This window comes from Gemmatimonadaceae bacterium, from assembly GCA_016720905.1.
Taxonomy (GTDB): Bacteria; Gemmatimonadota; Gemmatimonadetes; order Gemmatimonadales; family Gemmatimonadaceae; genus Gemmatimonas.
In genome coordinates, this window is record JADKJT010000011.1 from 151110 (window position 1) to 169735 (window position 18626).

Below are 18626 nucleotides of genomic sequence, written 5' to 3' on the forward strand. Positions count from 1 at the left end.
ACTGTCATGCCGGTGGTCGGCGGTCGCCTGTCGTACGAACGTCGTCACCTCGTGAATGCACGCCGCCGCCAACGCGCCAACAGCGTTCCCGTGCCCTTCACCAGGAGATCTCCAATGCACCTGCGTCTCGTTCATTCGACGCCTCGCCTCACGCGGCGGCGCGGCGCACGGCGCCGTCAGGAGCGTCCGTCGCTGGCCGTCGCGGTTGCCCGCTCGTTGGCCCTTGCCCTGTTCATCATGTTGACGATGCTGTCGCAGGTCGCGCGCGGACAAGGTGCGCCACCGGCCGCCGCTGCGAAGGGCTCCCCATCGACTGGCTCGGCATCGACCGGCTCGGCATCGACCGGCTCGGCATCGACCGGCTCGGCATCGACGGCTGCGTCGCACGGCGAACCGGGCGTGGGCAGCGCGCTGCGCCGATCGGCCGATCGTCATGGGCTCTGGGGATCGCTGGGGATCGGGCGCGCGACGGCGGGCCTGCACTGTGACGCCTGCGTGCGCGAGACCACGCGCGCGTACGCGGTGCACGGGACCCTTGGCGTGCGACTGTCGTCACGTTTTCTGGTGGGTGCCGAAACGTTTGCGTGGCTGGACGTGATTGGCGGAGGCGTCGATCGCATCGCGCGCGGCACGTATCTGGTGGCGCGCACCTATCCGTTCGAGGGATCGCCGCTGTTCCTGCATGGCGGACTGGGTGTGGCCAGCTTCCAGGTGAACGACGGCACCGTGGCGTTCACCACGCGCTCGCCGTCGCTGTCCATCGCGGCCGGCTACGACTGGCGTGTTGGCGAATTCACCGTCACGCCAACGCTCACCGCGTTGACCTCCACCGGTGGACGACTCAATAGCGATCGCACCGGCAACGCCGTCACCAGCAATGCGCGACTGGGGATGTTGCGCACGTCGGTGGCGCTGTCGTGGTTTCGCTGATGCGCGCCGCGCTGATCGCATCGGTCTGCGTGTTGGGCGTGTGGGCCTGCGCGGACGCCCCCATGACCGCCGTCACTCCCGAGGCGCTGGCCGCCGCGCCGGCGTCGCGCGCGTTCGGCATCTGGACACCCGGCAAGACCGACACCTGTTCGCCCGACGTGCACAATCGCTACGCCACCATTGGTCCCGACGGCAAGAAGTACCCCACCTGGCATCCTCCCGTCGATCCGCTCTCCGGCTGCGTGTTCGGTCATGAGCACGGCCGGGATCCGCACGGATCGGATTTGTACCGCGACGTGGGTGACCTGCCCTTCGCGTATGCCAACGAACAACTCGACGCCGCCAATCTCGGCATGACACGACATGAGGACCACGTCGGTCACAAGGTGGAGTGGGAGAATGACGTGCGCATCCGGCCGGGCGGGAATGCCGGCGCCGCGTTTGAAGTGGTGTGCGATGTGCTCGTCAAGCTGCATCAGGGCACGCACTCCAAGGACGCGTTCACGAACAACCTGCACGAACTGATCTATCACATCAAATGCAACGACCGCACGGAAATGCACGTGACGATCATGAGCGCGATCGGTCGACCGGGTGAATTCGTGAGTGCCTGCGGAGGCACCGTGCAGGCCGGCACGGCCTCGCCGCCCAATGCGCCAACCGGCGGCGGCCATCGACGCATTCCCGATGCGAACTGCATTCTGTCGCGCATTCTGGTGGGTCCGGGACAACGCTCCGATTTCGGCGTCCTGCATGAAAGCTGGGAAACATCCAACGAGGTGAGAACCGCTGACGGCCAGCGACTGGCGGCGTTCAATCCGTACTTCCAGGTGTTTCGGCCCAGTCGCTATTTCGATCCGGCCGTGGTCGGCGTGGTGGGTCGGCCGACCGCCCTGTGCGCGATGGCCATCGGTGATCGACAGGCGCGCAGTTCGGAGTGCGATGGCCTCACGTCACCCGTGAATGGGTCACTGCTGAGTGTGGACTTCGACGACCCGCGCTCCGGGTTCAATGGCTCCCGTCGGCAGGTGGACATCAACGACAACGTGCTGACCAACGGCGGCGGCCCGACCATCTGGTACTCGGACCCTTTCGGACGAAATGCCCGGACCACGCCGTTTCCGGGGAGCATCCGACAGATGATCGCGTCGGTGAACAACGACTACGGCGTGGGGGTGAACGGTCCGGTGATTGGCGGGGACCGGGTCTACGGCGGGACGGGGACCAGGGCGCCAAACTGAGGTTGCCCCGTCCCTCCCCCTCAGGTATCCTTCATGGCTCTACGGGTCGGACATCTCGTTCGGCCCACCCTCCTCCTGCGGACCGGCACTGCGGGGGGCACTTCAGACCACAGGGAGAAATAGCCGAGTGGCAAAACTCAAGATCCGCCGCCTTCCAACGCGGCGCTATGAGGCCGTCTACATCTTCGAATCAGCACTCGAAGATGCGGCCATCGCCGAAAAGCTCGACAAGCTGCATGCGCTGCTTGGGGTGACCGAGCCGATTGAATACGAGCACTGGGCGCGTCGCGCCCTGGCGTACAAGATCGGTCGTCACGAGAACGGCTACTACGTTATCGCGCACTATACCATCGATCCGAAAGTCCTTCCGGAATTCGAGCGCGCGCTGAAGCTGGATGACACGGTCATCCGCTACCTGATCACGCTGCACGAGCACGAGCTCGGTGCGCCGAAGCTGACCGATGAAGAACTCGCGTCGCGTCGCCGCATGATTGATGATGACGATGACGACGAGGAATAGCTGATGCGCCGACAGAAGAAGCCCTGCCCGGTCACGGAAGCAGGCATTCGCTACGTGGACTACAAGGACGACCGTCTCCTCGCCCGCTTTATCACGGACTACGGCAAGATCCTGCCCAGCCGGTTGAGCGGTGTTGACGCGCGCCATCAGCGTCAGCTGTCGCGCGCGATCAAGAAGGCGCGTTTCCTGGCGCTGTTGCCGTACGTGAAGGGACAGACGGGCTGATATGACCGGAGCGGTCGCGCCGGATTCCGCCGCGACGGCTCCCAGGGAGCGCGGGTGGCGGTGGTTTGTGCTGGCGCTACTGCTGATGGTGGTGGTGACGGCGGCACCCGGTTGGACGCCGGCATTGGCACTGCTGGGTGGAACGGTGCGGTTGCTGTTGCCCATCGAGCAGTTCGCCCTGTTGGTGCTGGTCGCGATCGCCTCGTGCTCGGTGGTCGGCTGGTGGGCGGGTGGACGGTTCTCGGTCGCGGTGCTGTGGGTGGCCATGTCGGTGTGGGTGGTGTGGAAGTTGCCACTGCCCTTCGCCGGCTACGGTGCATTCCTCCGTGGCTGGTCCCTCAGCATCGGCGCATCGTTTGGACTGATTTGTTTGACCACGCGGGCGCGTCCGTTTCTCGGTCGCGCCCTGGCGGCCACGGCTCTTGCGGCCATGGTGACCATCGCGGGGCTTGTCACTCGAGCCCCTGCGGCGGGGGCGTTCGACGCGGCGACGCGGATGCTCGGCACCGAGTATCAGCGGCGCGTGCAGGAATCGTTGGACACGTGGAAGGCGCGTACCGAGTCGGTGGCGTGGCGTGCCTTTGTGGGTCAGGCGCCAGCGGCAGCCGCGCGAGCGGAGCAGATGGCGACGACGCTCGGATCGCTGGGCGATGCCGGCCCGTCGCGGTCCAACGGCGGTTTGACGGCGCGGGGGCCGTTGCTGATGCTGGCACCGGCGCTGTTGTGTTTGGAGTCGTTGTTGGCGCTCGGCCTTGGCTGGGCGGCCTATCATCGGCTGTCGAGAATTCGCATCGGGCCTCCGCTCGCCGCGCTTCGCGATCTCCGGTTCAACGATCAGCTGGTGTGGGGCCTGGTGGTGGGAGCGACGTTGATGCTCCTGCCGACACTCGCCGAGTGGCGGGCTGCCGGCGCCAACCTCATTTGTTTTTTCGGTACCCTGTACGCCCTTCGGGGGGTCGGCGTACTGACGTGGTGGATCCCTGATCGCGCGGCGGCACTGGTGCCGCTCGCGCTGGTGGTTCTGGTTCCTCTCCTCGGTCCGGTCGTGGTGCTGGCAGCGGTGCTGGCCACTACGTTCGCACTGGGACTAGGCGATACTTGGCGCGATTTCCGTGCCGGTGCTCAAGCGCGCCGGCCTGGATCGCTCCGCTGACCCGGAGTTTCTCATGGAAGTCATTCTTCGCAACGCCGTCGACAAGCTGGGGCATCCGGGTGACATCGTGACCGTGTCGCCTGGCTATGCTCGCAACTACCTCCTTCCCCGTGGCTTCGCGTTTGAGGCCACCGCCGGCAATCGGAAGCGCATCGCGCTCGAGAAGAGCCGTCTTGAGGCGCTCGAGAACGAGCGGATCGCGGCCGCCCAGACCATTGCCGACAAGCTCGGCGAAGTCTCGGTGACCTTTGCCGCCCGAGTCGGCGATGAAGGCAAGCTGTTCGGCTCGGTCACCACGGCCGACATCGCGCACCAGCTGGAGCTGCAGGGCTACAAGGTCGAAAAGCGCCAGATCGAGCTCAATGAGCCGATCAAGGCGCTGGGTGTCTATCGTGTGGGCGTCCGCCTGCACGCCGACGTGAAGCCCGAAATCAAGGTGTGGGTCATCAAGCAGTAAGGTCCGACCAACCGCAGGAATACGACCGGGGGTGCGCAGAAATGGCACCCCCGGTTGTCATTCCCCCCCTGTCCAGCACCCTGTGCACCGCGCAACCTTCAGGGAGCGCGTGGGTACCGCCACGGTGGAACCGTGACCCCGCCTCCTCTCTTCACTTCGTAGATGCCTGAACGTCCCATCAGTCCCGGCGATTCCATCGCGCGCCGCGCGGCCGTGCTCGCCGCGGATCTCAAGGCCACCGACATTGTGGTGCTGGATCTGCGGGGTGTGACGGACATGACCGACTTCTTTGTTATTGCCAGTGGCACCTCCGACACGCATGTCCGGGCAATCGCCGATCACATACAGGCAGGGCTGAAGGCCTCTGGCGTGTCTACCAGTGTGACGGAGGGGCTCACGGACGGCCGGTGGGCGGTTCTGGACTATCTGGACTGCATCATCCACGTCTTTCACCCGACGTTGCGGCAATACTATCAACTCGAGCGGTTATGGGGCGACGCGAAGCCCGTGGCGCTCGAGGCAGGATCTCATCGTCCCGAATTCTCTCGCGCCGCACGATAGTCGGCCGGAGCAGTTCGAGGGCTTCATCAGGGGGAGTCCGGTGATCTCGACCGCACGATGCTTCACCCGCCGCAGGGCTCGGCTGGCAGTGGGACTGGCGGCGCTCATCAGCGCCGCCGGTGCCACACCGCTGGCCGCGCAAGGCTACTTCGGCCAGAACCAGGTGCAGTACGACCGGCTGCGCTGGAAGGTGATCGAGACCGAGCATTTCCTGGTGCACTACTATCCGGAAATCGGCGACGTGGCGCCCGACGCGGCGCGCATGGCCGAACGGTCGTATGCGCGCCTGTCGCGGCTGATGTCCCATCAGTTCCGCGAGAAGAAGCCCATCATGCTGTTCGGCTCCACGGGCGATTTTGCGCAGAGCAACGTGTTCGGCGATCTGGGCGAGGGCACCGGCGGTGTCACCGATCCCCTGCGACAGCGCATGGCGCAGTTCTTCACCGGCGACTGGGCCAGTTTCGAGCACGTGCTGCAGCACGAAATGGTGCACGTGTTCCAGTTCGACATCTTTTCGCGCGGGCGCGCGGGCGCCGGACTGCAGAATCTGGCGCAGGTCAATCCGCCGCTGTGGTTCATGGAAGGGCTGGCCGAGTACTTCTCCATTGGCGACAAGCATCCGTGGACCGATGCCTGGGTGCGCGACGCCGTGGTCAACGGCACGTTGCCCAGCATCCAGCAAATGATGGAACGCCCCGACAAATACTTCCCGTATCGCTACGGGTTGTCGGTGTGGCAGTACGTCGGCGCGCGATGGGGCGACGAGGTGATCGGCGAGGTCATGAACGCGGTCCCGTCACTGGGCATCGATCGGGCGTTTCGCCGAGAGATCGGGATGTCGCTGGATGAACTCAGCAACGAGTGGAAGCAGGCGATGCAATCGAAGTACCTGCCCGTGGTGGCGGAGCTCGACCGTCCACGCTCGTTTGCCGAACCGCTGTTGTCACAACGCCGGTCGAAGAGCATTGCCAACCTGTTCGTCGCGCCGTCGCTCTCGCCCGACGGCAAATACATCACGTACATCGCCTACGGCAGCCTGCTGCGCGGCGAGGTGTTCCCCGATCTGTATCTGGCCGACGCCGAAACCGGCAAGCGTCTCGCGCGCCTGGTCAAGACCACCACGAATCCCGATTTCGAACAGCTGCGGTTCATCTACTCGCAGCCGGAGTTCTCACCGGACGGGAAGACGCTGGCCTTCACCGGCCAACGCGGTGGACGCGACGTGCTGTATCTGCTGGACGTGAAATCACGCAAGGTGACCAAGCGATTCGATCTGCCGCTCGATCAGATCTCCAGCCCCAGCTTCTCACCGGACGGGCGTCGCATCGCGTTCAGCGGCATGCATCAGGGGATGAGCGATCTCTACACGGTGTCGCTCGATCAACCGGGATTCCAACAACTGACGAAGGATTCGTACGGCGATCTGCAGCCACAGTGGTCACCGGACGGCCAGGCCATTGCGTTTGCCAGTGATCGCGGCGAAGAGACTGATTTCGGCATTCTGAAGGTGGGCAAGCTCAAGATCTCGGTGCTCGACCTCGCCAGCAACAAGGTGACGGTGCTCCCCAATCAGGCGGGCTTGAACATCAACCCGCAGTGGGCGCCGGACGGCCGCTCCATCGCCTATCTCACCGATCGCACGGGCATCTCCAACCTGTTCCTGTACGACCTGGACGCGAAGGAGCAGTACCAGTTGACGAACGTGCTGGGCGCCATCAACGCGGTGGCCGAACTCTCTCCCGCCATTTCGTGGGCGCACGGTGCCGACGTGCTGGCATTCGTGTACTACGAAAAGGGCGAGCACGCCATCTGGCGCGTGAAGAATCCGCGCGCGCTCAAGAAGGCACCGTTCCGTGAACCGGTGGTGGTGGCGCAGGCGGGCGTCGCACCGAGCGCGACACCGGCGTCAGGCGCGACGACCGCCACGTCCGCAGCGGCCAGCCTGACCGCGCACCTGCGCATCGGCAGTGTGCGCGACACGACAAAGTCGCGGCAGTCATTCTATCGACCGCAGAACTCGAATGCCCGCGTGTCGGCCGAACTGCCGGTATCCGCCGTCGTGCGGGCCTCGGAAACCGTCAGTGTGCGCGCCCTGATGGACAGCTTTGATTTCAATCTTCCGGACACCACGCGCTTTCGTGATTCGAAGTACAAGACGCGCTTCTCACCGGAATACGTGGCGCAACCGTCCATCGGCTATCAGCAGGGTGGTTTCGGGCAGGGCACATTCGGCGGCACGACCATCATTCTCAGCGATCTGCTGGGTGATCACCGGCTCGCGTTGTCGGGGGCCATCAATGGCCAGTTGAGTGACGCCCAGGTGTTCGTGGGCTACACGAGCATGGGCCGGCGCCTGCAATACGCCACCGGCCTCACCCAACAGCCCATCTATCTGCTGTCGAACTACAACGAGACGCCGGTTGGCAACAACCAGTTCGTGCAGTCGCAGGAAATCGTGCGACTGGTGTTGCGCGAGGTGTTCCTGTCGGGGCTGTATCCGCTCAATCGTTTCACGCGGTTCGAGTTGGGGGCGCGTTTTCAGAATATCGACCAGCAGGTGTTCCCGATCTCGCGCACCGTCGACTACAACTACGGGGTGGCCAGCGGCTACCAGCGCGGTGACACGCGCAACGTGGCATCGGCCAACACCATCTCGCCGTATCTGGCGTGGATCACCGACAACACGCTGTTCGGATACACCGGCCCGATTTCAGGCACGCGCGCGCGATTGCAGGTGGATCCCAGCGTCGGCACCTGGCGGTGGACGGAGTATCTCGTGGACGTCCGCCACTACACACCGTTGCTGTTCAACTATATCACGTTTGCCACGCGTGTCGTTGGCAGCATGGCCGTGGGGCGCGACGAACTGCGATTCCCCAAGTGGCTGGCGCGTCCGGATTTCATTCGCGGCTACAACCGCGACAACTTTGGCGCCGTGCAGTGCAGCGGACTCCCCACGGATGACGGCTCGCAGTGCAACACGGTGGAGACCATCGGCAGCCGGGTCGCTTTCGCGAACGCAGAACTGCGCTTCCCGATCGTTCGCCAGTTGGGTTCCAAACTCCCCATCGGCTTGCCGCCGCTGGACGGGTTGCTGTTCTACGATGCCGGTGTCGCGTGGTCCGCCGGACAAACGGTGCTGGCCAAGGAACCCAGCAACTACGACTTCAGCAAGCAGCGGGCCCTGCTGCAGAGCTACGGATTCGGGTTCCGTCTCAACCTGTTCAACATCGCCATCGTGCGGTGGGACTGGGCCGTGCCGGTGAACCGCCCGGGCCAGAAGGGATTCGGGACGTGGTTCTTCGGAGCAAGTTACTGAAAACAGTACTAAGTACTAAGTACTAGGTACCGAGTACTAAGTACTGAGTACTCAGTATTTCGTACTCCCCACCGCACATCCCAGCCACTTCCCCCCTGGCGTGCAGTCGGGGAACGATTGTTTGGGCGGCACCAGCGCACGGACGCTGTCCGCTTCACGCGTGCGCTGCTGGCCGGTTAGGGCGTCGGCCAGTGAGCGTCGTACGCGTGGCAGCATCGAATCGAGATCGTGGGTGACCGGCAGGGCGGCCAGGCTCTGGCGGAATTCCTGTTCCGCATCGCTCCAGCGGCCTTGCTGCAAATGCGTGAGCCCCAGATAAAAGTGGCTGAACACCACGGCCACCGGCACTTGTTGACTGTTCGTGCGTTGTTGCGCCAGATGCCCGACGCTATCGGCCACGTCCCACTCGCGGCGAGCCCAAGCGGCTTCCATGCGCATCATCGCATATCCCGTCAGTTCCTCGGCGGCGATATCGGGCAGCGACGAAACGATGTCCCACGAGCGGATGGCCAGCACCTGCTGCCCGTCACGATCGCCGCGGGCGCCGGCAATACTCGCGGCCTTGGCCGTGAGTGCGGCAATCGCCAGCGAGGTGTCGCCGTAGGCCCGGCGGAATCCCGGCATGACGCGCTGCAGCAGCGAGTCGGCCTGCGCCACCTGACCCAGCACCAACAATCCCTCGATTTCACACCCGGTGGCGAACAGACGTTCGAGTGACACTTGCGCCTGCATCTGGTCGGTGAAGGCCGCGATCCGACGGCAGCGCTGCACGTATTCACGCGGGTCACGGCGCAACCATGATGACGTCTGCGCCAGCGTCGCCTCGGCCCGGGCGCGCGACATCGACACCGGTGCGGCGCGCGACTTGTCGTACTCCAGGGCGGCCTTGGCGATAGAGTCGGCTTCGCGCACCGCACCGGTGGCCAGGCGAACATTGGCCAATGCGGCCATGGCTTTGACATGCAGTTCAGGCTCGTCGAGGGCGCGTCCTTCCAGGGCGATGAGCGCTTCACGCAACGTGGGCTCGGCGCGTCGCGGGCCTTCCAGCCGGAACTCCGCGATGGCGAGTTCGAGACTCGCGGCGGCAAACTCCGTGGTGCGCACCCCATACGCCTGACGGGAAAGCTGCTGCGCGGAATCGAGCACGTCCACCGCCTCGCGCACGCGGCCCTGCGCAGTGAAGTTCGCGCCGATTGCCGTGTACAGTCGCGCGCGAATGCGCGCATCACCGGGGAACTGACGCGGCACTTGCCGCAGCGCGCTATCGAGCAACTGCGCGACGGTACCACGCGGACCCACGCGCACCAGCGGATCGCTGGACGAGGCGTCCGGTCCCGCGACCAGGCGCGCCATGAAGTCGGCAGCGCGTTCCGATCGTTCGGCCTCCAGCTGTCGCGCGCGCGACTGTCCGGCAATCGTGACCAGGCTGCCCACCAGCACCGTCGCGATGGTCGTGACCGATGCCACCAGTGCGCGACGTCGTCGCACGAAGGCGCGCGCACGATAGGACAGCGTGTCCGGTCGGGCGAGCACCCGGTCGCGCCGGAGATAGCGCAGCACATCGTCGGACAGTGCGGCGGCGGAGACATAGCGCCTCTCCGGTTCGTGGCGCATCGCCATGCGGACAATCGCTTCAAGTTCGCCGGTCAACGCGCGACGCAACTTGTCGTTGTCGGCGAATCCACGGACACGCGCCACCTCCTGACGCGCATCCGGACTCAGCGTGGTCGCGAGATCTCCCGGTTCGGCGCCTGTCAACAACAAGTACAGCAGCACGCCCAGCGCGTAGACATCAGTGAGCGTGGAGACGACACCACCCGCCAGTTGCTCCGGCGCCGCAAATGCGCGCGTAAACGGTGACAGCCCCGCTTCCGTGAGCGTCCCTTCACCGCGCGGATCGTCCAGCAGCTTGGCCACGCCAAAGTCGAGCAGCTTGACGGTGCCGTCGGTGGTGACGAACACGTTGGTCGGCTTGATGTCGCGGTGCACGACCAGATGGCGGTGCGCGAATTGCACGGCGGAGCACACCTGACGAAACAGATCGAGTCGTGCCGGCAGGCTGAGGTGGTGATCGTCACAGTAGCGATCGATGGGCACGCCATCGACGAATTCCATGGCCAGCCACGGTGTGCCTTCCACCGTCGAACCACCGTCCAGCAACTGGGCAATGTTGGGATGCTGCAGACCGGCCAGGATCTGACGTTCCGATCGAAAGCGTTGCAGCAACACGTCGCTGTCGGCCCCGCGCCAGATCGTCTTGATGGCGACCCGCTGCTGATAGCTGTCGTCAACGCGCACGGACTCGTATACCGCGCCCATCCCGCCGCGCCCGACCTGTCGGACAATTTCGTACGGCCCCAGTCGGCGTCCCACCAACGACGCCGACACCACCGGCTCCGCCACGGGCAGCGCATTCGGTTCGAATCGATCGACCACCGCATCGGCCGCGATCAGCAGCGAACGGACCTCCTCACGGATGGTCGAAGGGAGGGATTCATCCGCGAGCACGCGGTCCCGCTCGTCCTGGTCGGCCGCCTCGAGCCGAGTCCAGAGCGCCTTGACCGCCGCCCAGTCTGACTCGGATGCTGGCGGGGGCGAGGGATGGGATGGCATGCGGGGGAATATGACGCCTGCGGCTCCCGGAGTTAGGGCAAAGGGTGGTGATCGGACTCACCAGAGCCGATCACCGCCCCGGCCGATGGTTGGGAGTTCCCCCTCCCCGCCCCCCCCGCGCGGGGGTAGTTTTCCACCGTGCGCACGCTCATCGCGTCGGCGCTCTTGGCTCTCGCGTGCGGCTGTGCTGATCGCCCGTCCCGCCCCTCCGGAGCAGACGCCACTCCCAGTATCCCCGGTGGTCCCGATCCCGTCGTGCTGCGCGTTGCGCGGGACGGCGGTATTCTGACGGCCTATCGCTACCCCGCCTTGGACTCCGTGCTGTGGAAATCGGGGTCGCGCGCCCCGGCTCTCGCTGCGGTCATCGCCTTTGGCGCCGAGGACGGATATCTGGCGGCGATGGATGCGCAGCGGGCTCCGGTACGCGTCGACCTGCGATTGGGCGTGGTCACCAGCAGTCGCGATTCCGGTCAACTGGTCCTTTCGTCGTCCGATGGTGCGGCGATTTATGCACTGACGCGGGCGGGTGAGATCACACGATTCACCCCCTCCGGTGGCGACTGGAAGTTCAAGCCGACGTTGCCGGCGTCGGCCCTGTTTGCGCAGGCCGACGGATCGCTCATCGTCGCCGGCGCGAGTGGATCGAAGGCGGTAGTGTGGCGCATTCGTCCCCCCGGCCAGGAGATCGTCGATACGATCTCCTTCGACGTCGGGGGCAAGGCCGGTGCCAACGCGGCGATGATCGCCGCCACGGCGGGCAGTCTGGGAGATCGGATATTCTTCGGCGCCAACGAATCGGTGATCGCCGTGCGGTCACGGGATATGCAAAAGGCGCTCGAAATTGATTTGGGGGACCCTGTGCGCGCCCTCGTGGCGACACCCAGTGGCGATCGGCTGTTTGCGGCGCTCGACGACAATCGGTCGGTGCGCATCATCGATCGGTTTGAAGAACGCGTGACCGGCAAGATCAAGTTGCCGGCAGCACCGACCGCCCTGCGCATGGACCCACTCGGGCGCATGTTGCTGGCGCGGGGACCGGCCGATTCCGTGTATGTCGTGAGTCTTGCCGACGATGGGGTTCGCGGCACCGTCCGCTCGGCGTGGCGCGCGGATTTGCCCATGGTGCTGGCCGACGGTGCGATTGCCATGGCCCGGGGAGGCGATGTGGTGATCACCAAGGCACCCACATTGGACGATGGCCGCAGCATTGCCCGTGGCGCACAGGATTTCTGGCATAGCTTCCGCTGGAACGGCTTCCGCCCGCGGGCGGCCGGACTCGATCAGCCGGTGCAATTCCGCACGTCGGCACCGCGCGATTCCACCGACTTGGTGGATACGGCGTCGGTGACGAAGCTGGACAGTGCCATGCAGGCCTCGTTCACGGTATCCTTCGCCGCCGTCCAGAACGAGAAGACGGCGCGTGATCTCGTCTCACGCATTCGAGTCGATGGGCAGGCGCCGCGCATCACCACGTCAGAACGCAACGGGACCACGTTGTATCGGGTGGTCATGGGACCGTATCCTACCCGAGCCGAAGCCGACCGGGTGGGTAGGGCGTCCGGTCAGAGCTACTGGATTTTTGAGGGAACGCCATGACCGGTATTCCGGCCGTACTGCCTACATCCTGGGAAAACGAAGGGCAACGGCTTTCGCCGCTGCTCGACAACGTCTGTGCGGCCGTGGTGGCCGGAACCGATGCGAACGTTGCGGCGGCGTTGGCGATTGGTATCGCGCGGGCGCAGGGGGCACGTCGTCGCGTGGCGATTGCCGATCTGGTTGGTGAATGTGCGCCACTGGAAGCGCTCAATCGCAGCGATGATCCGCACGGCATTTCCGACAGCTTTCTGTATGGGGTGTCACTCAACCGCATTGCCCGGCAGGTCAACGCGGCGGGCAGCGTATTCCTGATGCCCAGCGGCACCGAAGCGGTGGCCCTTGAGGCGGTCTACGCGAACGACAGATGGCGTCGGCTGGCCGCAGGATTTCATCAGGTGGGGGCACTGCTGCTGGTCGTTGCCGTGCCGGGCACACCGGGATTTGCTGAGCTGTGCGGCTACGTGGGTTCGTTGCTGCCGGTTGGTGACACCACCTTCCCCATGCCACCAGGCGTGGCGATCATCGCTCCGCCTCCACCGCCAGCACCGCCACCACCACCGGCACCGCCTCGGGAAAAGGCGGCGCGCGCCCGACAGGCCGCAGTGGAAAGCAACGATGGTCGACGCCGCAAGGTGATTGCCACGATCGTCGCACTCGGCGCAATCGGCATTGCCATTGGCGCGTTCTGGTCGGAGATCGTGACGCGACTGCCGGCACCGGTCGCCGGCTGGTTTGCGCGTCCGACCGCCGACACCAGCACGATGCTCGTCAAACCCACGCCGATGGATACGGTGAGCCGAGCCGACAGTGCCGTGCTCGACTCGGCCGGCCGCGCCGCCCTTGCGACCGGAATCGCGGGAGACAGCACGATGCCAATGGGTGGCCCTATTCCGGACATCGCGAATCCGGCGGATTCGGCGATCGCCGCGCGCTACGCCATCTTCTACTCGTCGGCCAACACGCGGCGAGAAGCACTGGCCGATACCCGATTGACGACGCAGCCTGCACTGGCTGTGGCACCCGTGATGCTCGATGGCGCCGCGTGGTTCCGGGTGTTCATCGGAGCATCGGCCGATCGGGATGGCGCCAACATTTTGCTGGCCCAGTTACGCGCCGCCAAGATCCTCAGTGGCGGCAATGTGACCGTGGTGCCCTTTGCCTTGCGACTGGAGGGTGGCGTGTCGGCAACAACAGTTGCGACGCGTCTGGCCGACTACGGCAAGCGCGGCATTCTGGCATATGCGCTGCAGCAGGGCAACGGCAGCGCGACACTGTACACCGGCGCGTTCGAATCGCCTGGTCAGGCAACGACGTTGGCGGATTCATTGCGCACACTGGGGATCACACCGGTGTTGGCTTACCGAACAGGGAGAGCGTTCTAGTGCGGTTGACGAAGCTGGAAGTTCACGGGTTCAAGGCGTTTGCGGATCATACCGAGTTCCTGTTCGAACGCGGCGTGACGGCAATTGTGGGCCCGAATGGCAGTGGAAAGTCCAACGTGTCCGATGCGGTGCGCTGGGTGCTGGGCGAGCAGCGCGCCCGCGCGATGCGTGGCGCCAAGATGGAAGACGTCATCTTCCATGGATCGTCGGCGCGAAAAGCGGTGAACATGGCGGAAGTCTCACTGCACTTCGAGAACAACGACGGCGAGTTGCCCGTCCCGTTCAAGGAAGTGGTGTTGACACGCCGGTTGCTACGTTCGGGCGAAAGCGAATACCTGCTCAATCGCGCGCCATGCCGATTGCGCGACATCCAGGATCTGGTGCGCGGGACCGGACTCGGTGCCGACTCGGGCGTGGTCATCGAAAGCCGCATGATCGATGCCCTGCTGTCCGATCGTCCCGACGACCGTCGTGAGTTGTTCGAAGAGGCGGCCGGCGTGGGTCTGTATCGCGATCGACGTCGCAGCGCGGAGCGGCGCCTGGACGAAACCACCGTGGATCTGGCCCGACTCGACGACCTGATTTCCGAAGTGCAGAGTCAGGTGCGGTCGCTGGCGCGTCAGCGTCGCCGTGCCGAGCGTCATGCCGAACTGACGGCGCGACGCTTTCAGGTGGAGCTGTCGCTGGCCACACGCGAGATGGCGGCGTGGCACGATGAGTTGGCCGCTCTGGAAGGCCGACTGGTGGAACTGTCGGCTGGTGTGCCCGACGCGGACGCGTCGATTCATACGGCGGAGTCGGCACGGGAAGTGGCGCACAGTGCGCGCGCCACCGCCGAAGGCAGTCGCGTGGAGTTGGCGCGACTGGCGGCGGAGCAGCGCGAGAAATCGCAGCGATTGGAGCGCGAACTGGCCGTGGCCGAGGAGCGCCAGCGCAGCACCATGCAGCGCCGCGAACGCGCCGAGGAGGAGCGTCGCGAGAACGAGGCCTTCGGTCGCCGCTTGCGCGATGATCGCGAGCGAGCCGCGACCGACAAGAGCACGCTCGAGCGCGAATTATCCGACGCCGGCGAGGCGCTGGAACAGCGGGTGGCCGCAGAACAAACCACGCGCGAAGCCGTACAACGCGCGCGGGCGGTGGTGGATCAGTTGGAGCGTCAGGTGCGTGATCATCGCGACCAGGCCCGTCGACTGGAACTGGATCGCGAAGGCGCGGGTCGTGAACACGCCGAGACGCAGCAACGGCGCGAAGCGCTGGAAATCGAGCGGCAACAGTTGGCCGATGCGCTGACGTCGGCCGAGCGCGAGTTGTTGGCGGCACGCGAGCAGATTCACGTGACCGCCGGTCATCTACGTGATGCGCAGATGGCGTTGGAAGGCGCGCGTTTGGCGGCCGCGACGGCGCGTACCGCCGATGCGGAGTCGCGCAGCGCGTTTGCCGCCGCGGTAGCGGCACACACTGCCCTGGAGGGACGTCGCCACGCGCTGGAAGGGCTGGAGCGTGAGCGCGTGGGGTTGGCACCGTCGGCCGCCAAGTTGCTCAAGGAACGCGAACGATTTGGCGACGGCGCGGTGCTGGGGCCGCTCACCGACTTCGTCACCGCCGACGGCGAAGCGGCGAAGCTGGTGGAGCGCTATCTGGGCGCCACGATGCACGCGATTGTCGTGCGTGACGCCGATGCCGCGCGCGCCGTGCGGCGGTGGCATACCGAAACGCAACCGGGACCGCTGCTGCTGTTGCCGCTGGATGTCGTGTCAGAAATGAGTGCCGAGGCCGACACACTGTCCAGCAGTGTGCAGGCCAGCGGACCGGCCGCGCGTTGGGTGCGGGCCTTGCTGGGCAAAGTGCGGGCGCTGGATGGCGGTGAGGCGTTTGTCGATGATCGCGGCGCGGTGTTCCTGCCCGGAACCTCGTCGGGCGTGGGACCGCTGCAGCGCCGGGCGGAGCTCACGCGGCTGGAAGCCGACATGGCCATGGCCGATACCACGCGCGCCGCGGCGGTGATGGCGGCCGACGCCGCGCGTCTGGCGCTTGGCGAAGCCGAGCGCGCCCAGCAGGCGGCGGTTGATGCGTCGAATCGGGCGCAGCAGGAATCGCGACGCGCTGACGAAGTGCACAATGAAGTGGAACGTCGTCGCGAACGCGCTGATCGCGAGTTGCAGCAATCGAGCGCCCTGGCCGAACGTCTGGTGACGCGACTGAGCGAACTGGACGCACGCGCGCAGCAGTTGTCGGAACAGGCCGCGGCGCTGGGAGTGCGGGCGGGCGAAGCCGATACCGATATCGCCGACGCACGCGCGCACCTCACCGAGGCGGAGAAGGAACAGGAGCAGGCGCGCGATGCGCGCGCCACGTGGCAGGTGGCCCAGGCGCAGGCGCAGGCGCGACTGTCGGTGGCCATCGATCGCGAGAAGCGACTGCTGGAAGAAGACTCCACCGCCGCCGCGCGCATGGAGTCGCTGGCGCACGAGCTCTCGTCGTTGTCGGACGCCGATCAGCAACTGGCCGAGCAACTCGCGGCCTGGCGCACCGAACTCGAAACCGAGCAGAAATCACTGGCCGACGCCGATGGCCGGCTGGCCGATGCCGAGCGGGCCGTGGCCGCGGCCACCGTGGCCCTCGATGCCGCGGAAGCGCAGTTGGATGAGGCGCGTCGTCGGGCCAGCGCGTTGGGCGAACAGTTGCACGGCGCGCAATTGCGTCACACGGAACTGGCCGGACGCCGCGAGGCCATTCGCCAGCGTCTGGAAACCGAATGGCGACGGTCGCTGGAAGACCTGATGTCGGGGTTCGTGGAACTCGATCTCGAAACCGACCTGCTGCGCACCGAGGCGCAGCAGTTGCGCGAGTCGCTGGACGAACTCGGTCCGGTCAATCCGCTCGCCATCGAGGAACACGAGGAGGAGCAGCGTCGTCTGGAATTCCTCACCAGCCAGCGCAACGACCTCGTGTCCGCCAAGCAATCGCTGCATCAGGCGATTCGCGAGATTGACAGCACGGCGCGCGAACTGTTTCTCGCCACGTTCTCGCAGGTGCGCGAGAACTTCCGTCAGATCTTCCTCACGCTCTTTGGCGGCGGCGAGTGCGACTTGCGCCTGGAGAACCCCGACGCGCCGCTGGATTGCGACATCGAGATTCACGCGTCGCCGCGCGGCAAGAAGACGCAGCGCATTCACCTGCTGTCCAGCGGCGAGCGCGCGCTGGTGGCGTTGTCGCTGCTCTTCGGCATCTTCCTCACCAAGCCCAGCCCGTTCTGTCTGCTGGACGAAGTGGATGCGCCGCTGGATGACCAGAACATCGGCCGCTTCGTGAAGATGCTCAACCAGTTCAAGTCGCGCACCCAGTTCATTGTGATCACGCACAATCCGCGCACCACCACCGAGGCGGCGGACGCCGTGTACGGCGTGACCATGCAGGAGCCGGGTGTGTCGTCCATCGTGGCGGTGCGCTTGCGCGGCGGCGCGGTGCTGGACGAAGGTGCCGCCGACGCGTCAACGTCGGACGCGCCGTCGTCGCCAGATGGTGGCGACGAACCGGTGCCTGACGACAACCCGGTAACCGCGCCCACCTCGGCGTGAGGCGCGTTCTCGGCGCCGGGATTGCGGCGTGGGTGGCGGTCGGACTGCTGACGCAGACGGCCGCCGCGCAGGCCGTGTTGCTGGATGGACCGGACGGCCCGACTCTGCCGTCCATCACCCCGGCCTTCACGCTGCGCGCGTTCGGCTTTGCCGACGTGCGTCCCATGCGCGTGACCATTCAGATTGCCACGTCCACCGACTTCACCAGCGGGGTGCTGGTGGATTCCACCTTCACCACCAGTGACACGATTGCCACCGTACAAGTGGTGCGACCGCTGGCCAGCGACGCGCGCGTGTACTGGCGCGCGCGTGTGGAGGGGACTGACGGGAGAACGGCGGAATCGGCGCGCGTGGGCCCGCGCACCGTGCCCACCTGGCTGAGCCTGGTCACGCCGAATTCCCCCACGGGCAATGTGTTCGACATTCGTCGACCGTTGTTGGTCTGGCACAGCGCGCGCGTGACGCCGCTGTTGGGCGCGTGGAAGTACGATGTCGAGATCACGACCTCGGGACGTCCGGAACAGGGCGTGTCCGGGATCCGAGATACCACCTATCGCGCCACCGCGGACTTGCAGGCGAACACCTCGTACCGTTGGAGTGTGCGCGCGACGCTCGACAACGGGGCGACGGCCACGGCCAGCAGCGCCGGGTCGTTCCTGATTATCGACCAACCGCTGCCCGCCACCACACTGCTGTATCAGAATTTCCCCAATCCGTTTCCGTCCCCCGTAGCGTTCGCCACCTGCATCTGGTTTGACGTGGCCGAACCGGGCGCGCGCATTGCACTGGATGTCACCGACCTGCGCGGCAATCTGGTGCGCACGCTGATTCCGGGCGCCGACGGGCAGCAGGATTTTCGCGCGGGTCAATACGGGCGCGGAATTCCGGGAGCGAGCAGCAATTGCGACAATCGCTTTGTCTGGGACGGCACTGGCAACGACAGGCGCACGGTGGCACCGGGCGTGTACCTGTTGCGCTTTCGGGCCGGCCGCGGCGCCTTCACGTTTATTCGCATGCTGTTCCTTGGCCGTTAACCGCCGCCCTCCCGTGA

At 65.7% G+C, this 18626-nt stretch carries 13 protein-coding genes; 12 read left to right on the plus strand and 1 reads right to left on the minus strand.

Annotated features, from left to right (window positions below):
* The first annotated feature begins 114 nt into the window (after positions 1–114).
* The 8 genes from IPP90_11205 (at position 115) to IPP90_11240 (ending at position 8406) form a co-directional block, all read left to right on the plus strand.
* Positions 115–930 carry a hypothetical protein gene (locus tag IPP90_11205; protein MBL0171279.1) on the plus strand — a complete coding sequence of 272 codons (816 nt, stop codon included), beginning with the start codon at positions 115–117 and terminating at the stop codon, positions 928–930.
* A complete protein-coding gene (locus tag IPP90_11210) occupies positions 930–2171 on the plus strand; it encodes a hypothetical protein (protein MBL0171280.1) in 1242 nt (413 codons plus the stop codon). Before IPP90_11205 ends, IPP90_11210 begins: the two co-directional genes overlap by 1 nt.
* Before the next feature lie 127 nt (positions 2172–2298).
* On the plus strand, positions 2299–2691 hold the full coding sequence (rpsF, locus tag IPP90_11215; GenBank protein ID MBL0171281.1) for a 30S ribosomal protein S6: 393 nt from the start codon (positions 2299–2301) through the stop codon (positions 2689–2691).
* 3 nt (positions 2692–2694) lie between these two features.
* The gene (locus tag IPP90_11220) at positions 2695–2916 is read left to right on the plus strand and encodes a 30S ribosomal protein S18 (GenBank protein MBL0171282.1); all 222 of its coding nucleotides are present in this window, start codon (positions 2695–2697) and stop codon (positions 2914–2916) included.
* 1 nt (position 2917) lies between these two features.
* Positions 2918–4069, plus strand: a complete 1152-nt coding sequence (locus tag IPP90_11225) for a DUF2232 domain-containing protein (GenBank protein MBL0171283.1) — start codon at positions 2918–2920, stop codon at positions 4067–4069.
* 13 nt (positions 4070–4082) lie between these two features.
* Positions 4083–4526, plus strand: a complete 444-nt coding sequence (locus IPP90_11230; GenBank protein MBL0171284.1) for a 50S ribosomal protein L9 — start codon at positions 4083–4085, stop codon at positions 4524–4526.
* 162 nt (positions 4527–4688) lie between these two features.
* A complete protein-coding gene (gene rsfS, locus IPP90_11235; protein ID MBL0171285.1) occupies positions 4689–5087 on the plus strand; it encodes a ribosome silencing factor in 399 nt (132 codons plus the stop codon).
* A gap of 40 nt (positions 5088–5127) precedes the next feature.
* Positions 5128–8406 (plus strand): PD40 domain-containing protein, encoded by a 3279-nt coding sequence (locus tag IPP90_11240; GenBank protein ID MBL0171286.1) that lies wholly within the window; start codon positions 5128–5130, stop codon positions 8404–8406.
* 51 nt (positions 8407–8457) lie between these two features.
* On the opposite strand, the gene IPP90_11245 is transcribed toward IPP90_11240, so the two are convergent.
* Positions 8458–11019: a serine/threonine protein kinase gene (locus IPP90_11245; GenBank protein MBL0171287.1), complete on the minus strand. Its 2562-nt coding sequence runs from the start codon at positions 11017–11019 to the stop codon at positions 8458–8460.
* Between the two features lie 138 nt (positions 11020–11157).
* On the opposite strand from IPP90_11245, the gene IPP90_11250 reads away from it, so the two are divergent.
* Genes IPP90_11250 through IPP90_11265 form a run of 4 tightly spaced genes read left to right on the plus strand, consistent with a single transcriptional unit; the run spans position 11158 to position 18609 of the window.
* A complete protein-coding gene (locus IPP90_11250) occupies positions 11158–12615 on the plus strand; it encodes an SPOR domain-containing protein (GenBank protein ID MBL0171288.1) in 1458 nt (485 codons plus the stop codon).
* A complete protein-coding gene (locus tag IPP90_11255; GenBank protein ID MBL0171289.1) occupies positions 12612–13997 on the plus strand; it encodes a hypothetical protein in 1386 nt (461 codons plus the stop codon). The genes IPP90_11250 and IPP90_11255 overlap by 4 nt, the downstream gene beginning before the upstream one ends.
* The gene (gene smc, locus IPP90_11260) at positions 13997–17575 is read left to right on the plus strand and encodes a chromosome segregation protein SMC (protein ID MBL0171290.1); all 3579 of its coding nucleotides are present in this window, start codon (positions 13997–13999) and stop codon (positions 17573–17575) included. The genes IPP90_11255 and smc overlap by 1 nt, the downstream gene beginning before the upstream one ends.
* A complete protein-coding gene (locus tag IPP90_11265) occupies positions 17572–18609 on the plus strand; it encodes a hypothetical protein (protein MBL0171291.1) in 1038 nt (345 codons plus the stop codon). Before smc ends, IPP90_11265 begins: the two co-directional genes overlap by 4 nt.
* The last annotated feature ends 17 nt before the right edge of the window (positions 18610–18626 follow it).